The sequence below is a fragment of the Arthrobacter sp. ISL-5 genome (assembly GCF_018613835.1).
Lineage (GTDB): Bacteria > Actinomycetota > Actinomycetes > Actinomycetales > Micrococcaceae > Arthrobacter.
Genome location: NZ_JAGGPM010000046.1, coordinates 122665 through 138204, shown reverse-complemented (window position 1 = coordinate 138204; position 15540 = coordinate 122665). Strand labels below are relative to the sequence as shown.

Here is a 15540-nt window from a genome sequence, read left to right as displayed (position 1 = left end):
GGTTAGTCATTCCTGGTGAAGGCCTTGGCGGCAATCGCCGGAAGGAAGCTGTGCGCGTCCGGGATGTGCTTTGCGCTGACCCTGCGGCGGAACACCCAGTAGGTCCAGGCCTGGTAGGCGATGACCAGCGGCAGTCCGACGCACGCCACGATGCTCATGAGGCCCAGCGTGTAGTCGGACGATGAGGCGTTTGAGATGGTCAGGTTGAACGCAGGATCAATGGTTGACGGAAGGACCACGGGGAACACTGCTCCGAAGATGGAGGCAGAACCGCACAGCAGGAACACGCCGACTGCCAGGAAGGCCCGGCCTTCGTTGCCGCTTCGGGCCTGGAACCAGGCGACAGCGGCCGCAACGACCGCGACGGCGAGGACTGCCACCGTCCAGGCCTCGCCGCTGAGCAGCTGGACGCTGACGGCCCAGCCGGCCAGCGGAAGGAGCAGGACGGGCAGCAGCCGCACAAACCAGCGCCGGGCACGGTGCCGGACATCGCCGTCGGTCTTCAACGCCAGGAAAGCCAGCGCATGCAGCAGGGCGAACGCTGCCACCGCGAAGCCGCCGAGCAGAGCGTATCCACTGAACCAGGAGAACGGGCCGCCGTCGCGGTCCCCGTTGGCGTCCAGGGGCAGGCCCGTTGTGGTCAGCGCGAGGGCGGCCCCCACTCCGAAGGCGGCAACGAAGGAGCCGACGGCTATGGCCCAGTCCCACGTGTTGCGCCAGCGGTCGGTGTCCACCTTGCCGCGGTACTCAAACGCAACGGCGCGGAAGATCAGTGCAACCAGGACGACCAGGAGGGGCAGGTACAGGGCCGAGAACAGCGAGGCGTACCAGAACGGAAAGGCGGCGAAGGTGGCGCCGCCCGCGGTCAGGAGCCAGACTTCGTTGCCGTCCCACACCGGCCCGATCGTGTTGAGCAGCACGCGGCGCTCGGTGTTGTTGCGGGCGAAGATCTTCATCAGCATTCCCACGCCCAGGTCGAAACCCTCGAGGAAGAGATAGCCGGTCCACAGGACGGCGATGGCGATGAACCAGATAGTCGGCAGCAGTTCCATGCTCTTGATCCTCAGCTCTTAGTAGGCGAATGCCAGGACGTCGTCGGCTGTTCCGGACTTCCCCGGCCCGCCCGGGCCCGGCGTGCCGTCCTCGTTCTCGTCAACGGGTGCGTGGACCAGTTCGGGCATGGCCGAAACGACGCCGCCGCGGACGTACTTGACGAGGAGTTTCACTTCCACCACGAGCAGCACCGCATAGATGGCGGTGAGCACGATCAGCGACGTGAGGATCTCGCCGGCGGAGACCCCGGGGGAAACTGCCGCGGCGGTGAACATGAACACCTGGTCGATGCCGTTGAGGTCGGGGTTGGGTGCCACCACGAACGGCTGCCGGCCCATTTCCGTGAAGATCCAGCCCGCGGCGTTCGCACCGAACGGGGCCAGGATGCCGAACACGGCCAGCCGCATGAGCCAGCGGGACTCCGGCACGGTGCCGCTCCGGGTGATCCAGAGGGCCAGGAGCGCAGCCAAGGCCGCCACTCCGCCGAAGCCGATCATCATGCGGAACCCCCAGTAGGTGACCTCCATGACTGGGACGTATTCGATCTCTTGGCCGGCCCGCTCGCCGTAGATGGGATCGTTCGGCAGGTGCGTGCCGTAGTCGGCCTTGTACTGGTCCAGCAGGCTGTTGACGCCCTTCACCTCGGTGGTGAAGTCGCCCTTGGCGAGGTAGGAGAGGATGCCGGGGACCTCGATCAGCGCCACGATGTCGTCGCAGTTCCGGGCGCCGAGGTTGCCGACGCTGAGGACCGAGAAGCCCGTTCCGTCGTGGCAGGCGGCTTCGGCGGCGGCCATTTTCATCGGCTGCTGTTCGAACATCAGCTTTCCCTGCAGGTCGCCGGTCAGCGCAGTGCCGGCGAAGGAGATCATGGCGACGACGGCGCCGATCCGCAACGAGCGGAACCAGACGGTGTGGTCGGTAAGGTCCCGGCCCGGAATGTCGGCAGCGCCGGGGATGACTTTGCCGTCGGCTCCGACGGTGTCGATGCCGTCCCTGCGCCGCCGCCAGAGGTGGTACCAGGCGATGCCGAGCAGGAACCCGCCGGCCACGGCGAGTGCGCCGAAGAGGGTGTGCGGCACGGCCACGAGTGCGGTGTTGTTGGTGAAAACGGCCCAGGCGTCGGTCATGACCGGCCGGCCGTCGATCATCTCGACGCCCACCGGGTGCTGCATCCAGCTGTTGGCCACGATGATGAAGTACGCGGAAAAGAAGGATCCGATCACGGCGATCCACAGGCAGGCCAGGTGGACGCCCTGCTTGAGCTGCTTCCAGCCAAAGATCCAGAGGCCCAGGAAGGTCGATTCGACGAAGAACGCCAGCAGCGCTTCAAGGGCGAGCGGAGCGCCGAAGACGTCGCCCACGAAGCGGCTGTACTCGCTCCACGCCATGCCGAACTGGAATTCCTGCACGATTCCGGTGGCCACGCCCATGATGAAGTTGATGAGGAAGAGCTTGCCCCAGAATTTCGTCATCCGCAGGTAGGCCGGGTTGCCCGTCCGGTGCCAGATGGTCTGCATCACTGCCACGACGAGGCCCAGGCCGATCGTCAGCGGCACCATCATGAAGTGGTAGACGGTGGTGATCCCGAATTGCCAGCGTGCGATTTCCAAGGCTTCCAAGGCGGTCCCTACTTTTGGCTAGGTCTCAAGCTCTATCAAGCGCTGTTTCTACGTAACGTAGAACTTCAACTTCTACAGAGTGTAGAACACGGCGTCCGACGCTGTAAACATCGTTACACCGGCCGGGCCGGGCTGCAATGAGCCGTGGCGCGCCGCTCCTTCTACTTCATGTAGAAAGAACAGCGCAAACACGCTAGATTTGAACTTGAAGAATTGGAATCAAGCAAGGGGCCAGCCGGCCCCACAGCATTGCGTTGTCAAAAGGATGTACACATGGCAAGTCTTGGGGAACTGGAACGGGCGGTCATGGACCTGCTCTGGGCGGGCCACGAAGCAGCCACCGCCAACACGCTGCGGGACATGCTCGCACAAAGCACGGCGGCCCACGGCGGCGCAGCAGGGCACGAGGGCAAGGACCTGGCGGTCACCACTGTCCTGACCGTGCTGTCGCGCCTGGAGAAGAAGGGCCTGGTGGAGCGCGAACGCGGCATGCGGCCCCACCGCTACCAGGCGGTATCCAGCCGCGAGGACCACACCGCCGAGCTCATGCACGAAGTGCTGGGATCCGCCCCGGACCGTGAGGCCGTTCTGGCGCGGTTCATCGGATCCGTGACCGAAAGTGAAGCCGAGACGCTGCGCAAACTGCTTGGCCACAGCTAGCGGCAGATGTTCTGGACCTCATACTTCCTGGCGGTCCTCGCGATAGTGCTGGCCTGGCCGGTGCCTATCCTCCTTTCCCGCGCCCACTGGCCGGCCCGGGATCCCTTCACGGCCATGCTGCTGTGGCAGGTCATCGGCCTCGCCGGTGGCCTGTCGATGATCGGTGCCATGCTGGTCTACGGCCTCGAACCGGTCGGGGACAACCTAATCGCCGGGCTGCGGGCCCTCGCCGGGATGGTGCTGTACAACGCACCCACCACGTCACTGGGCTTCTGGCATCTGTTTGCGCTCTCCGCGGCCGCCCTGCTGACGGCGCACCTCGTCTTCACGCTGCTGCTGACGTATTACAAGATCGAACGGCAGCGCCGGCGCCACCGTGAACTGCTGGCGTTGCTGGCCTCGCCCTCCGCGGACGGCACGGGCACGGTGGTGATCAACCATGATTCACCGGTGGCGTATTGCCTGCCCGGCGGGGCGCGATCCGTCACAGTGCTCTCCGACGGACTCATGGCGGCCCTGGAACCGGCGGAGCTCCGTGCGGTCCTTATTCACGAGAACGCCCACCTGAACCAGCGCCACCACCTGCTGCTGTGGGCGTTCGCGGCCTGGCGCCAGGCCCTGCCCTGGCTGCCCACCACGCGCCTCGCCCAGGAAGCCGTCAACTCCCTGATCGAGATGCTCGCCGACGACGTCGCACTCAGGACCGAAAGCAAGGCAACGCTGATCAAGGCCATAGCGATCGTCGCCAGCGGCTCCGCCGTTCCGCAGGCGGCACCCCTGGGCCCGGGCGGACTTCCCGGCGCGGGCCTGCAGCTGCCGGACGGCGCCGCCGGCTCCGGTTCGGCAAGCACGACGGCGTCACGCGTCAGCCGCCTTCTCTCGCCCCGGCCCCCGCTTCCGGTCGGTCTCCGGGCCACAGTGGTGGCGGTCTGTGTGCTGCTGCTGGCCATGCCCACCGCGCTGCTGATTGTGCCCGGCCTGCTCGGCTGACTGCGCCTGGGTTCCCAGCTGAGTGTGCCCGGCCCGCCCGCGGGCCTCAGGCGTCGATGCGGTCGCGGTCCAGGCTGGCGGCGCCGGCGATGATGAAGTCCTTCCGCGGCGCGACGTCGGATCCCATCAGCAGATCGAACGTGGCTTCCGCATGCTGGGCGTTTTCGATGTTGACCTTGCGGAGCATGCGGTGCCGCGGATCCATGGTGGTTTCGGCCAGCTGCTCGGCGTCCATCTCGCCCAGGCCCTTGTAGCGCTGGATCGGCTCCTTGTATTTCTTGCCGTCCTTGGCGAGCCTGGCCAGGAGGGCATGGAGCTCCGCCTCGGAGTAGGTGTAGATCATCTCGTTGGCCTTCTGGCCCGGGTTGATGACTTCCACGCGGTGCAGCGGCGGCACCGCCGCGAACACCCGGCCCTGCTCCACCATGGGGCGCATGTAGCGGAAGAAAAGCGTGAGCAGCAGCGTGCGGATGTGGGCCCCGTCCACGTCGGCGTCGGTCATGAGGATCACCTTGCCGTAGCGGGCGGCCTCGATCGCGAAGCTGCGCCCCGAACCGGCTCCGACCACCTGGATCAGGGCGGCGCATTCAGCGTTGGAGAGCATGTCCCCCACCGAGGCCTTCTGGACGTTCAGGATCTTGCCGCGGATGGGCAGCAGGGCCTGGAAATCGGAGGACCGCGCAAGCTTCGCGGTGCCGAGGGCCGAATCGCCCTCGACGATGAACAGTTCCGAGCGGGCGACGTCGTCGGTGCGGCAGTCCGCCAGCTTCGTGGGCATCGACGACGTCTCGAGCGCGGTCTTGCGGCGCTGCGTCTCCTTGTGGACGCGGGCCGAGATGCGCGACTTCATCTCGCTGACGATCTTCTCCAGCAGCAGCGCAGACTGTGCCTTGTCGTTGCGGTTCGCCGAGTTGAGCTTGGCCGCGATCTCGCGTTCCACCACCCTGGCCACGATCGCCTTGACCGCCGAGGTGCCGAGGATCTCCTTCGTCTGCCCCTCGAACTGCGGTTCAGCGAGCCTGACTGTGAGGACGGCGGTCAGGCCGGCAAAAATGTCGTCCTTCTCGATCTTGTCGTTGCCGGCCTTCAGCTTCCTGGCGTTGGTCTCCACGGCCTTGCGGAAGGTCTTGACCAGGGCCTGCTCGAAGCCGGCCTGGTGCGTGCCGCCCTTGGGGGTGGAGATGATGTTGACGAAGCTGCGGACCGTGGTGTCGTAGCCGATCCCCCAGCGCAGCGCGACGTCCACTTCGCAGTCCCGCTCGACCTCCGCCAGCTTGCTGTGGCCCTTGTCGTCCAGCACGGGGACGGTTTCCTTGAACTTCCCGGCGCCGTGCAGGCGCCAGACGTCCGTCACGCCGGCGTCGATCGCGAGGAATTCCGCGAACTCCGAGATGCCGCCGTCGTGGTGGAACACTTCCTCGTGCGGGCCCAGCTCACCCGGGGTGCCGGCGAGCTTGCGTTCATCCCGCACCGTCAGCTTCAGGCCCGGCACCAGGAAGGACGTCTGGCGTGCGCGGGCGGCAAGTTCCTCATAGGAGAACTTGGCGTCCGGCGTGAAGATCTGCCGGTCCGCCCAGTAGCGGATGCGCGTTCCGGTCACGCCCCGCTTGGCCTTGCCCACGACGTCGAGCACGGAATCGTCCACGAACGCGGCGAAATCGGCGGCGGGATCGGGCCGCGGTCCGCTGTCTTTGAACCGGCCGGGCTCGCCCCGGCGGAAGGACATCTTGTACGTCTTGCCTCCGCGGTCCACTTCGACGTCGAGCCGGGCGGAGAGCGCGTTGACCACCGAGGCGCCCACGCCGTGCAGGCCGCCGGACGCGGTGTAGGAGCCGCCGCCGAACTTGCCGCCGGCGTGGAGCTTGGTGAAGACGACCTCGACGCCGGTCAGGCCGGTCTTGGGTTCCACATCCACGGGGATACCGCGGCCGTCGTCGTGGATCTCCACGGAGTTGTCCGCGTGCAGGATGATCTTGATGTCGTGGCCAAAGCCCGCCAGCGCCTCATCGACGGAGTTGTCGATGATTTCCCAGAGGCAGTGCATCAGCCCCCGGGAATCCGTTGAACCGATGTACATGCCCGGGCGCTTGCGGACCGCCTCCAGGCCCTCCAGCACCGAAAGGTGGCGGGCGGTGTAATCAGAACTCGGTGTCACAGGTCGTGAACTCCTTCAGCGACGGGCCTGCTAAGGCGTTAAAAAGCTCCCTCTAGCCTAGTCCTGCGGGGCCGTTTCACCCTGCTGCCACTCCCGCCTGAGCGTCAGTCGGCCCCAGTTCGTTACGCAGACGTGATACGCGGACAGCGAAAGTGACACATCCTTGCCATGGTTTGGCTGCGAATGCTGGTTATATAGATGTACAGATCTACTAAGGAGGCCGACATGACAACAGCAGTTGCCGACCGCACACTCACCGCTGCTGACCGGTGCGACCGTTGCGGTGCGCAGGCATACGTCCGGGTTGTACTCGAGTCCTCCGGAGGCGAGTTGCTCTTCTGCGCTCACCATTCACGTGCCGTCGAAGCGACCCTCAAGCCGCTGAGCTCGGACTGGCACGACGAGACGGGCCGGCTTCACGAGAAGGCACCGGTACCGGTCGACTAGACCCAGCAGCTGAAAAGCGCGAAGCAAAAAGCCAGGGCTCCCGGCAAGGGACCCTGGCTTTTTTCTGCCCCAAAGCACAAGCCAGGGCCGCCACCGGATTATCCGGTGGCGGCCCTGGCTTTGGCGTCCAGTCCAATGGCTCCTGGTTCAGAAGCTACTGGCTCTGCAGGCTTCTAGTCCAGGTAGTCCCGCAGGACCTGAGACCGCGACGGGTGCCGCAGCTTGGACATGGTCTTGGATTCGATCTGGCGGATACGCTCACGCGTGACACCGTAGACCTTGCCGATTTCGTCTAAAGTCTTCGGCTGGCCGTCCGTGAGGCCAAAGCGCATGGCCACCACTCCGGCCTCGCGCTCGGACAGCGTATCCAGCACCGAGTGAAGCTGTTCCTGCAGCAGCGTGAAGCTCACGGCATCGGCCGGAACCACGGCTTCGGAGTCCTCGATGAGGTCGCCGAACTCGGAATCCCCGTCCTCGCCGAGCGGCGTGTGGAGGGAAATCGGTTCGCGGCCGTACTTCTGGACTTCGACAACCTTTTCAGGGGTCATGTCCAGCTCGAGGGCCAGCTCTTCGGGCGTGGGTTCGCGGCCGAGGTCCTGAAGCATCTGGCGCTGCACGCGGGCGAGCTTGTTGATGACTTCGACCATGTGGACCGGAATACGGATGGTGCGGGCCTGGTCCGCCATGGCGCGGGTGATGGCCTGGCGGATCCACCACGTGGCGTAGGTCGAGAACTTGAAGCCCTTGGTGTAGTCGAATTTCTCGACGGCACGGATGAGGCCCAGGTTTCCTTCCTGGATGAGGTCAAGGAAGAGCATGCCGCGGCCGGTGTAGCGCTTGGCCAGTGACACCACGAGGCGGAGGTTCGCCTCAAGGAGGTGGTTCTTGGCGCGCTTGCCGTCATGAATGATGAACTCAAGCTCACGCTTGTACTTCGGATCCATGGAACCGTCGTCGGCGTTGATCTTCTCCTCGGCGAAGAGTCCGGCCTCGATCCGGAGGGCGAGGTCAACCTCCTGCTCGGCGTTGAGGAGGGCGACCTTGCCGATCTGCTTCAGGTAATCCTTGACGGGGTCGGCGGTAGCGCCGGCGGACATGACCTGCTGGACAGGGGCGTCGTCGTCGTCGGCATCGGAGTAGACAAATCCAGAGCCGGTGGGCGCGGCGGCACCCTTACCGGCTTCGTCGCCTTCTTCAACAAGATCGGCGGCATCCGGCGACACATCTTCGAGATCTTCGTCGACTTCATCGACGTCATCGTCCGATGTCGAACGGCTTCCGGCAGCCTCGGCGGCGGCCTTGGCACCGGGCTTCGGGCCGCGCTTCTTCGGCTCGGGCTTGGCGGCGGACGTCACATCACCGCCACCGGCGATTGCCGCATCCTTGACAGCCTTGTTGGCGGCGCGGGTAGCTGCACGCTTGGCGCTTGTTGCCGCCTTCTTCTCCTCGGCAGACGCATCGGCCTGGGCGGCGGGTTCCTTCTTCGCGGAAGACGGGGTCACAGAAAACCTTTCTAGCGGCGGTCTGTGGAATCACCATACGGGCAACACCACTATGACCCTGTCAAGTCCGTGATTGACATCAGGTGCAACCGCGGCCGACAGAGCCATTAAGTAGAACTGCCGGGGCGGCCGCAATGTTCCCGTTTCCGGGGTCCATTGCAAGCACTGATTCACGGACCCAACCGGGTCTCGGCAACCATTGTCTCATGCTTTTCGCAGTCAGGGCCGCTGGGGCTGTAATACGCCGGTGCCGCGGCTCCCCTTTCGCGGATCCGTCGCGCCGGTTCGGCACCCCTGACGGTTTCTGCCTGTCGGCGTGACGGCGTTGTCCTGTCAGTAGGTGTCGAACCCGACGTCCACGGACGACGCGTCCCGCAGCGGCGCGACCTGCTCGGCCTCACAATGTAGCGACTTCTTGTCCCGATCCGGCAGCGAGCCGAACGTCTTGATGGTGATGGTCAGCTTCCGCCCGCTCTTGCGTGGACGCCATGTGCCGATGATTTCGCCGCCTGCGAGAACCGTGCCCGGTTCGCCGACCGTCTTCCACACTTCCGGGTGGTACTTCTTGTCGACGATCGTTTCGCGGTCGCGCATCTGGGTATAAGGGTCACGCGCCGGGAGCAGGCGCACCCCCTTCGGCATCAGTGCCGACCGCAGTGCGTCGAGATCCTCGGTGAGGATCCATGACGTGCCGCCGAACTCGACCTGCGTCAGCTCGTCCTCGACCAGGCGCCACCACGGGCCGGTGTCAACGGCATGGATCCCCGCCCACGCGGCAAACCCTCCGCGTGTCGACGGTCCGTAGCAGCGCAGGTAGCGGCGAAGCAGTTCGGCGCGCGCGAGGTCCGGGTCGGTGTCCGGGATCGGATGGCCGAGCCACTCGTCGACCAGGACGAACGGTGCTGTGTTCCCGGCGCGGGGCGCGAAGCAGACCACTCGCTGCAACGCGAGGATGCGGACGCAGAAATGTACGACACCCTCCCCGAGCGGTTGCCCCGGGGCGTAGGGACCTTGTTCCTCCCAGATGTCGCGTTGACGCTTCGGCAGCCTGCGGGCAATACGCGCGGCGATCTCCGCGCCCAGCCCGTTGATGGCGAGCCTGCGCCCGGACAGCACGCCACCGATCTCGGCGCCGGCTAGTCCGACCGTCTCGGTCAGGGTCATGTCAAGTTTGTCCAACGCCTGCTCGACGCCGGGAACGAGGTGGCGCATCGCCTTCTCGGTCGGCGGCAGCACGCCGGTGGTGAATACCGGTGCGTCCGAGACCGGGAAGTAGAACGGCGAGCCGCGCATGCACCAGGTCTGCAGCAGGCTCTTCTCCTCGGCGACTGCGCCGGCCACCTGTTCCTGCGTGAGGTTTCGCACCCTGGCGTGCAGGGCAAGCAACCCAGACCCGGGCGGGCTGTTCTGGACCCCGCACCGGCCGGCGGCGTCGAGCAGCCCGCCTTCGCCCAACCGTTCGGTGAGATGGTGGGCGCCAAGGCGAAACGCGATGGCGTCGCCCTTCGAAACGCTGTCAGCCACGGGCACATACTATCGCCGCCCGCCGGCCGACCCGCGTGAGGACATCAGTGGTCACGGGACATTATGCGGCGTCCGTCCCGAACTTCTGCCAGGCCGCCTCGCGGCGACTCGCCCACCCGCAGATGGTTCCCCGGCGGACCACTTCGGAAAGCAGATCCGCGAGCCTGTATCCCGGGAAGGCCTCCAATGCCTGGCTCAGCGAAGCGTGGGCGAAGGATCCCCTCCCCCGGCACCATTCGATCCATCCCTTTGCCGTCAGCGCCGCAGCCCGTGCTTCACCCGGGCCGCGGGACGACAGTTGCAGCATCACCTCTTCGAGGCGCCTCATCGTGTTCCAGTCGGGCACCGACGGGCTCAGGCCCAGCAGGACCTCGCCGTATCCGGGCACGGGCACGGCGTCGCGACGGCGGGAAGTCCCCTGATCCGCACGGCCGCCAGCCGCATCGGTCTCCGGCTGGCCCGCCGGCGCGGACAGGCCGGCCAGAGACAGATCAGGCAGGCCCGGACCAGACAGCGCCGGACCGGCTGCCGGCGGGCTGGCACGGGACGAGAAGATCCCGAATTCCTCCGCGCCCAACGCGGCTGCGGCTCGTCCCGCGGCCACCATGACCAGGACGGCGTCACGCCACGACGGGACGCACAGGCAAGCGCGCAGGAATCCGGCGACTTCCGTCGGGAGCTCGGCACCGGGGTCCGCGGCGAGTACCCGTTCCCATGCGTCCAGGACCCTGTCGAACTGGGCCCGGCTGGTCCGCCTGCTGACAAGCTCGCCGGCCCAGCGCCCTTCGGCGGCCTCCACGGCCGGATCCTGCGCCGCCGGCCCGATGTGGTCCTCGACGGGGGCAGCACCGGGCGGGGCCCCGACACTGCTGCCCAGGAACACCATCTCCGCGTTGAGGCGGCTGTCGCGGATCTCGGCGACGGGACGGCCGGGCAGCGGGCAGCAGCCGGCGTCAGCGCAGTAGGCGTTGCGCCAGTACTCGTCGCCGACGTACCAGGCATCCCGCACGGGCATTCCGGCCAGTCCGAGGGCGGTTTCAAGATCCGCCAGCAGCGGCCTGCCGACGTCTCCGGGCCCGGACTCTTCCGGCCATTCCTCTGCCCAGCCGTCATTCGTGAAGAACATCAGCAGGGTGCCGTCGGCGTCGTCGTCGGCCAGCAGGTAGCCGGCCACGGTCCGGGCGAAGTCTTCCCGTTCGCAGCTGGATCCGGAGACGGGCAGATCCACCCGGAGCGTGGCTCCGAGGCGTTTGCCCTGCATGGTCATGGCCACGAGGCTGCGGGACGGCCAATATCCCAGGCTGTGCGGAACGTACCCCAGGATGTCTTCGGGGCCGGTGATGATGAGGTGCTGGGGTGCTGTCATACCTCCAGCCTGAGACAGCCCGTTACCGTCTGGTAGGCCCGACTTCCGATATGTGAATTGTGGTGGGATAGTGCCGGCCGAAAGAAAGCTAGTCGCGGGACGGCGCGTCGCGCCGGGCGTTCCTGGCCCTGCGCTGTTCGGCCAGGACTTTGAGCAGCGGCTGCACCACCACGCCCTGGGCGGCCATCTGCCGGCGCACTTTGCGGCGGACCACCAGCGTGGCAACGGAACCGATCCCAATCAGCAGGAAGTGCACGCACAGGGCGACGCGGAACGGCTCCAGGCCGTACAGCACGCCGTTGGAGAATCCCGTGGCATACAGGATGTCCAGGACCGCGCCGATCAGGTAGATCGCCACCAGCGCCGCGATGAACCCGCCGACGTTGACGATGCCCGTGGCAGTACCGATCCGGTGGGCCGGGTTGAACGTGCGCGCGAAGTCGAAGCCGATCATGGACCCCGGCCCGCCGATGGCCAGCACCACCACGAGGCCGGCCAGGAGCCACAGGGGCGAGCGTCCCGGGTAGAGCAGCACGGCCGCCCAGGCTGCGGCGGTGGCGGCGGCAATGAGGAGAACCATGGTGGAGCGCCGGAGCGGGTGGCGGGAAACGAAGCGTCCAATCAGCGGACCGGCCCCGATGGCGCCCGCCACATAGAGGGCCATGAGCGAGGCAACCGTGCCGGCATCGAGCCCCTGGGCCGAAATCAGGAACGGATACCCCCAGGTCATGGCGAAGACGGTGCCGCTGAACTGGATGGTGAAGTGGCTCCACAGGCCCAGCCTGGTGCCTGGCTGCTTCCAGGCCCGGGAAAGGGACACCCCGGTGGCGCGCAGACCCTTCGTCGACGGCTGGGCGGGGGTGCCGTGCGGAAGGTCCTGCAGCAGCAGGATCACCAGGACGACGGCTACTCCGGACAGTCCCGCAAGTGCCAGGAAGGCGGGCGTCCAGCCGGCGGAGTGCAGCACGAAGGCGAACGGCACCACGCTGATCAGCTGCCCGAGCTGCCCGGACATGCCGGTGAGCTGGGTCAGCAGCGGTACCCGGGCGGGAGCGAACCAGAGCGGGATCAGCCGGATGACGGAGATGAACGTCATGGCATCGCCGGCGCCCACCAGGACGCGTCCGAGTACACCGGCCGGAACACTGTCAGCGAAGGCAAGCTGCAGCTGGCCGAGTCCCATGAGCAGGGCTCCGCCGGCAATCATCGCCCGGGAGCCGAACCTGTCCACCAGCACGCCCACCGGAATCTGGAGCCCGGCGTACACCAGCAGCTGCAGCACCGTGAAGAACGAAATCGCCGAAGCGCTGGCGTGGAACCGCTCCGTGGCCTCGAGTCCGACCACGCCAAATGACGTACGCTGGGTCACAGCCACCAGGTACGAAAAAATGCCGATGGACCAAACAAGCCAGGCGCGGGGTGCAGTCACCTCTTCATTATGCCCGGGCGCCGCAAAAGTCCTATTTAATTCAGGGCTTTAGTGACCGAGATTATGGCGTCGGATTTTCGCGGGCCAAATAGGCCTCCACCGCCGCACCCAGCGCATCGCCGTCGGGCAGTTCGTCGTTCTCGTCTGCCAGCAGGGACCGCCGCACCGTGCCCTCGGCCTTCTCGTCGTACCGGGCCTCCAGCTTGGACACCACCTGCTGGACGTCTTCCGAGGCCTCGATCTGTTCGGCGATCTGCCGGCCCACCTCGCGGCCGGATTCCCGGAGCCTGTCCGTGGGAAGCATCAGCGAGGTGGCGGCGCCGAGGTACTCCAGCCCCGCCACGGCCGCGGTGGGGTACTCAGCCTCGGCGAGATAGTGTGGAACGTGGATGACGTAGCCGGCGACGTTGCGTCCCGCGTCGGTCAGGCGGAGCTCCAGCACATGCCCCACTGCCGCCGGAACTTCGACGGTCGGCTTCCAGACCGAAATGCCCTCGATCAGTTCGGGGCGGTTGCCGTGCACGGTCACTCCCACTGGACGGGTGTGCGGCACCGGCATGGGGATGGAGTGGATCCACGTGACCAGGTTGACGTCCAGTTCCTCCACGATCCGCACGACGGCACGGGCGAAGCGTTCCCACTGCAGGTCCGGCTCAAATCCGGCAAGGAACAGGAACGGATTTCCGAGCCCGTCCACGAGACGGTAAAGCGCCAGGCTCGGCGCCTGGTAGTCCTGCAGATGGTCCTCCACGAAGGACACGTGGGGCCGCCGGGAGCGGTAATCGATCAGCTGGTCGGCATCGAACACGGCAACCAGTTCGGAATCGAGGGTGTCGAGGAGCTCGGCCGTGATCTGCTTGACCACATGGCCTGCGTCGGCAAAACCGGTAAAGCCCATCACCAGATTCAGCCCGCGCAATTCGGGGCTGTGGAACAGCTCAATGTTTTTGGCATAGAGCGCGTCGGGGTCCAGCAGCGAGCCGGAAATCCGTTCAAACACGGCGAGTTCCTTTCGTGGTCGGAGGGTTAATGTCCATAACGCTGAGTCAGCATACGGAATTCCTCATCCTGCTGTGGCGCGGCTCTCAATCAATCCGGCTCCTGCGCCGCCGAGAGACTACGATCGGAACTGGCCTTTACTGAGGGCCGCTGCTGCCGGCGGCCTCCCACACGGACGGCGGCCGGGTACCCATGGCAGGGCGCCTTACATGCACTTCCTGCCCGAGATAATCACAGAGAATTGAGGACTGATCCTCGTGGTCAAGAATACTGAAATCAACCTTAGTGCCATTGCGCGGGACCTGAAGAAGGCGGCCAGCGACGCAGTTGTCATCGGCGTCGGCCAGGGGGCGGACGGTCCCGTCCTGCTCGAAAATCCGTTGACGGCGAAGTCGGCCGAGGCATTGGCCGATTCGTTGAAGGTTCTTGGCATCACCGGGGCCGCGGACCAGGCCGTCCGCCTTCCCGGACTCCCCGAGACGGGCTCCGGGGTCCTGGTGCTGGCGGGCGTCGGCAAGGTCAGCGACGGTCAGCGGTTGTCGGGCGAGGCGCTGCGCCGCGCTGCGGGCTCCGCCGTCCGCCAGCTCGCCGGGCTCTCGTCTGTCACGCTGGCATTCCCGACGGCGGATGTCGCCGACGTTGCGGCGGTCGCCGAAGGCGCCGCGCTGGGAGCCTATTCGTTCACGGAGCACCGGTCCTCCAAGGACGGCCTCAAGGATCCGGTCAGCAGCGTTGCCATTTTCACCGAGCTGGCCGGCGACAAGGAACTCGAGCCCGCCCTCAAGCGTGCCAGCCTCCTTGGCAGGGCCGTCAACGCCACACGCTCGCTGGTGAACCAGCCGCCGAGCCACCTCTACCCGGAAACCTTCGCCGACGCCGCCAAGGAACTGTCCAAGGGCCTGCCTGTCAAGGTCACGGTGTGGGACGAGAAGCGCCTTGAGAAAGAAGGGTTCGGCGGCATCATGGGCGTCGGCAAGGGCTCCGCCCGCCAGCCCCGCCTCGTCAAGGTGGAGTATGCGCCGGCGAAGGCCACCAGCAAGATCGCGCTGGTGGGCAAGGGCATCACTTTCGACACCGGGGGCATCTCCATCAAGCCGGCCCTCGGCATGGGTGACATGAAGAGCGATATGGCGGGTGCCGCCGTCGTACTTAATACAGTGCTGGCCCTCGCGGGCCTGGGCCTGCCGGTCAAGGCAACCGCCTGGCTCTGCATCGCGGAGAACATGCCGTCCGGCGCGGCGTCCCGCCCGGCCGACGTCCTCACGATGTTCGGCGGGAAGACCGTCGAGGTCCTTAACACCGACGCCGAGGGCCGGCTGGTCATGGCGGACGGCATTGTTGCGGCGAGCCAGGAATACCCGGACGCCATCATCGACGTCGCCACGCTGACAGGGGCCCAGCTGATAGCGCTCGGAAACCGCACCGCGGGCGTCATGGGCGCGGACAGCGTCACCGGCCCGCTCAAGGCGGCGGCGGACCGTGCCGGGGAGCTCATCTGGCCCATGCCACTGCCGGAGGAGCTGCGGCCCAGCCTCGACTCCCAGGTGGCGGACCTCGCCAACATCGGCGAGCGTCACGGCGGCATGATGACGGCGGCGGTGTTCCTGCGCGAGTTCGTGGGCAAGGGCAAGGACGGCCAGCCGATCCCCTGGGCGCACATCGACATTGCGGGCCCGTCGTTCAACAACGGCGCGCCTTACGGCTACACACCCAAGCAGGGCACGGGCTGCACGGTGCGCACGCTGGTGGCCTACGTCGAGGATCTACTGGCCCGAGCCTGACCGGTGCCGCGGCTG

12 protein-coding genes are annotated in these 15540 nt (G+C 66.4%); 4 read left to right on the top strand and 8 right to left on the bottom strand.

Annotated features, from left to right (window positions below; translation table 11 throughout):
* Positions 1-2: 2 nt before the first annotated feature.
* Positions 3-1052: a cytochrome d ubiquinol oxidase subunit II gene (gene cydB / locus J7I89_RS22885; RefSeq protein WP_214975323.1), complete on the bottom strand. Its 1050-nt coding sequence runs from the start codon at positions 1050-1052 to the stop codon at positions 3-5.
* 18 nt (positions 1053-1070) lie between these two features.
* Positions 1071-2672 (bottom strand): cytochrome ubiquinol oxidase subunit I, encoded by a 1602-nt coding sequence (locus tag J7I89_RS22880; RefSeq protein WP_214975321.1) that lies wholly within the window; start codon positions 2670-2672, stop codon positions 1071-1073.
* Positions 2673-2945: 273 nt separating this feature from the next.
* Here J7I89_RS22880 and J7I89_RS22875 point away from each other — a divergent pair, with 273 nt between their 5' ends.
* Complete coding sequence (locus J7I89_RS22875; RefSeq protein WP_214975319.1) at positions 2946-3332, top strand: BlaI/MecI/CopY family transcriptional regulator; 387 nt, start codon at positions 2946-2948, stop codon at positions 3330-3332.
* 6 nt (positions 3333-3338) lie between these two features.
* Positions 3339-4322: a M56 family metallopeptidase gene (locus J7I89_RS22870; protein ID WP_214975317.1), complete on the top strand. Its 984-nt coding sequence runs from the start codon at positions 3339-3341 to the stop codon at positions 4320-4322.
* 46 nt (positions 4323-4368) lie between these two features.
* Here the strand turns inward: J7I89_RS22870 and J7I89_RS22865 are convergent, their stop codons facing one another.
* Entirely contained in the window at positions 4369-6477 is a 2109-nt protein-coding gene (locus J7I89_RS22865) for a type IIA DNA topoisomerase subunit B (protein WP_214975315.1), read from the bottom strand.
* A gap of 225 nt (positions 6478-6702) precedes the next feature.
* Here J7I89_RS22865 and J7I89_RS22860 point away from each other — a divergent pair, with 225 nt between their 5' ends.
* Positions 6703-6924: a hypothetical protein gene (locus tag J7I89_RS22860; protein ID WP_056628651.1), complete on the top strand. Its 222-nt coding sequence runs from the start codon at positions 6703-6705 to the stop codon at positions 6922-6924.
* A gap of 173 nt (positions 6925-7097) precedes the next feature.
* Here J7I89_RS22860 and J7I89_RS22855 read toward each other — a convergent pair whose 3' ends face one another.
* The 5 genes from J7I89_RS22855 to J7I89_RS22835 form a co-directional block, all read right to left on the bottom strand.
* Entirely contained in the window at positions 7098-8426 is a 1329-nt protein-coding gene (locus tag J7I89_RS22855) for an RNA polymerase sigma factor (RefSeq protein ID WP_214975314.1), read from the bottom strand.
* A gap of 333 nt (positions 8427-8759) precedes the next feature.
* Entirely contained in the window at positions 8760-9950 is a 1191-nt protein-coding gene (locus J7I89_RS22850; protein WP_308160012.1) for a winged helix DNA-binding domain-containing protein, read from the bottom strand.
* A 61-nt stretch (positions 9951-10011) separates the two neighbouring features.
* Positions 10012-11316: a DUF4192 domain-containing protein gene (locus tag J7I89_RS22845; RefSeq protein ID WP_214975310.1), complete on the bottom strand. Its 1305-nt coding sequence runs from the start codon at positions 11314-11316 to the stop codon at positions 10012-10014.
* Positions 11317-11404: 88 nt separating this feature from the next.
* A complete protein-coding gene (locus tag J7I89_RS22840; RefSeq protein ID WP_214975308.1) occupies positions 11405-12745 on the bottom strand; it encodes a nitrate/nitrite transporter in 1341 nt (446 codons plus the stop codon).
* 61 nt (positions 12746-12806) lie between these two features.
* Positions 12807-13745 carry a proteasome assembly chaperone family protein gene (locus J7I89_RS22835; protein ID WP_214975306.1) on the bottom strand — a complete coding sequence of 313 codons (939 nt, stop codon included), beginning with the start codon at positions 13743-13745 and terminating at the stop codon, positions 12807-12809.
* Positions 13746-14001: 256 nt separating this feature from the next.
* Between J7I89_RS22835 and J7I89_RS22830 the strand changes: the two genes are divergently transcribed.
* The gene (locus J7I89_RS22830; RefSeq protein ID WP_214975304.1) at positions 14002-15525 is read left to right on the top strand and encodes a leucyl aminopeptidase; all 1524 of its coding nucleotides are present in this window, start codon (positions 14002-14004) and stop codon (positions 15523-15525) included.
* Positions 15526-15540 lie beyond the last annotated feature (15 nt).

Excerpts from the sequence above, each read along its gene's own strand:
- cydB (WP_214975323.1), bottom strand. The coding sequence starts at position 1,052 with ATGGAACTGCTGCCGACTATCTGGTTCATCGCCATCGCCGTCCTGTGG.
- J7I89_RS22875 (WP_214975319.1), top strand. The coding sequence starts at position 2,946 with ATGGCAAGTCTTGGGGAACTGGAACGGGCGGTCATGGACCTGCTCTGG.
- J7I89_RS22870 (WP_214975317.1), top strand. The coding sequence starts at position 3,339 with ATGTTCTGGACCTCATACTTCCTGGCGGTCCTCGCGATAGTGCTGGCC.
- J7I89_RS22860 (WP_056628651.1), top strand. The coding sequence starts at position 6,703 with ATGACAACAGCAGTTGCCGACCGCACACTCACCGCTGCTGACCGGTGC.
- J7I89_RS22845 (WP_214975310.1), bottom strand. The coding sequence starts at position 11,316 with ATGACAGCACCCCAGCACCTCATCATCACCGGCCCCGAAGACATCCTG.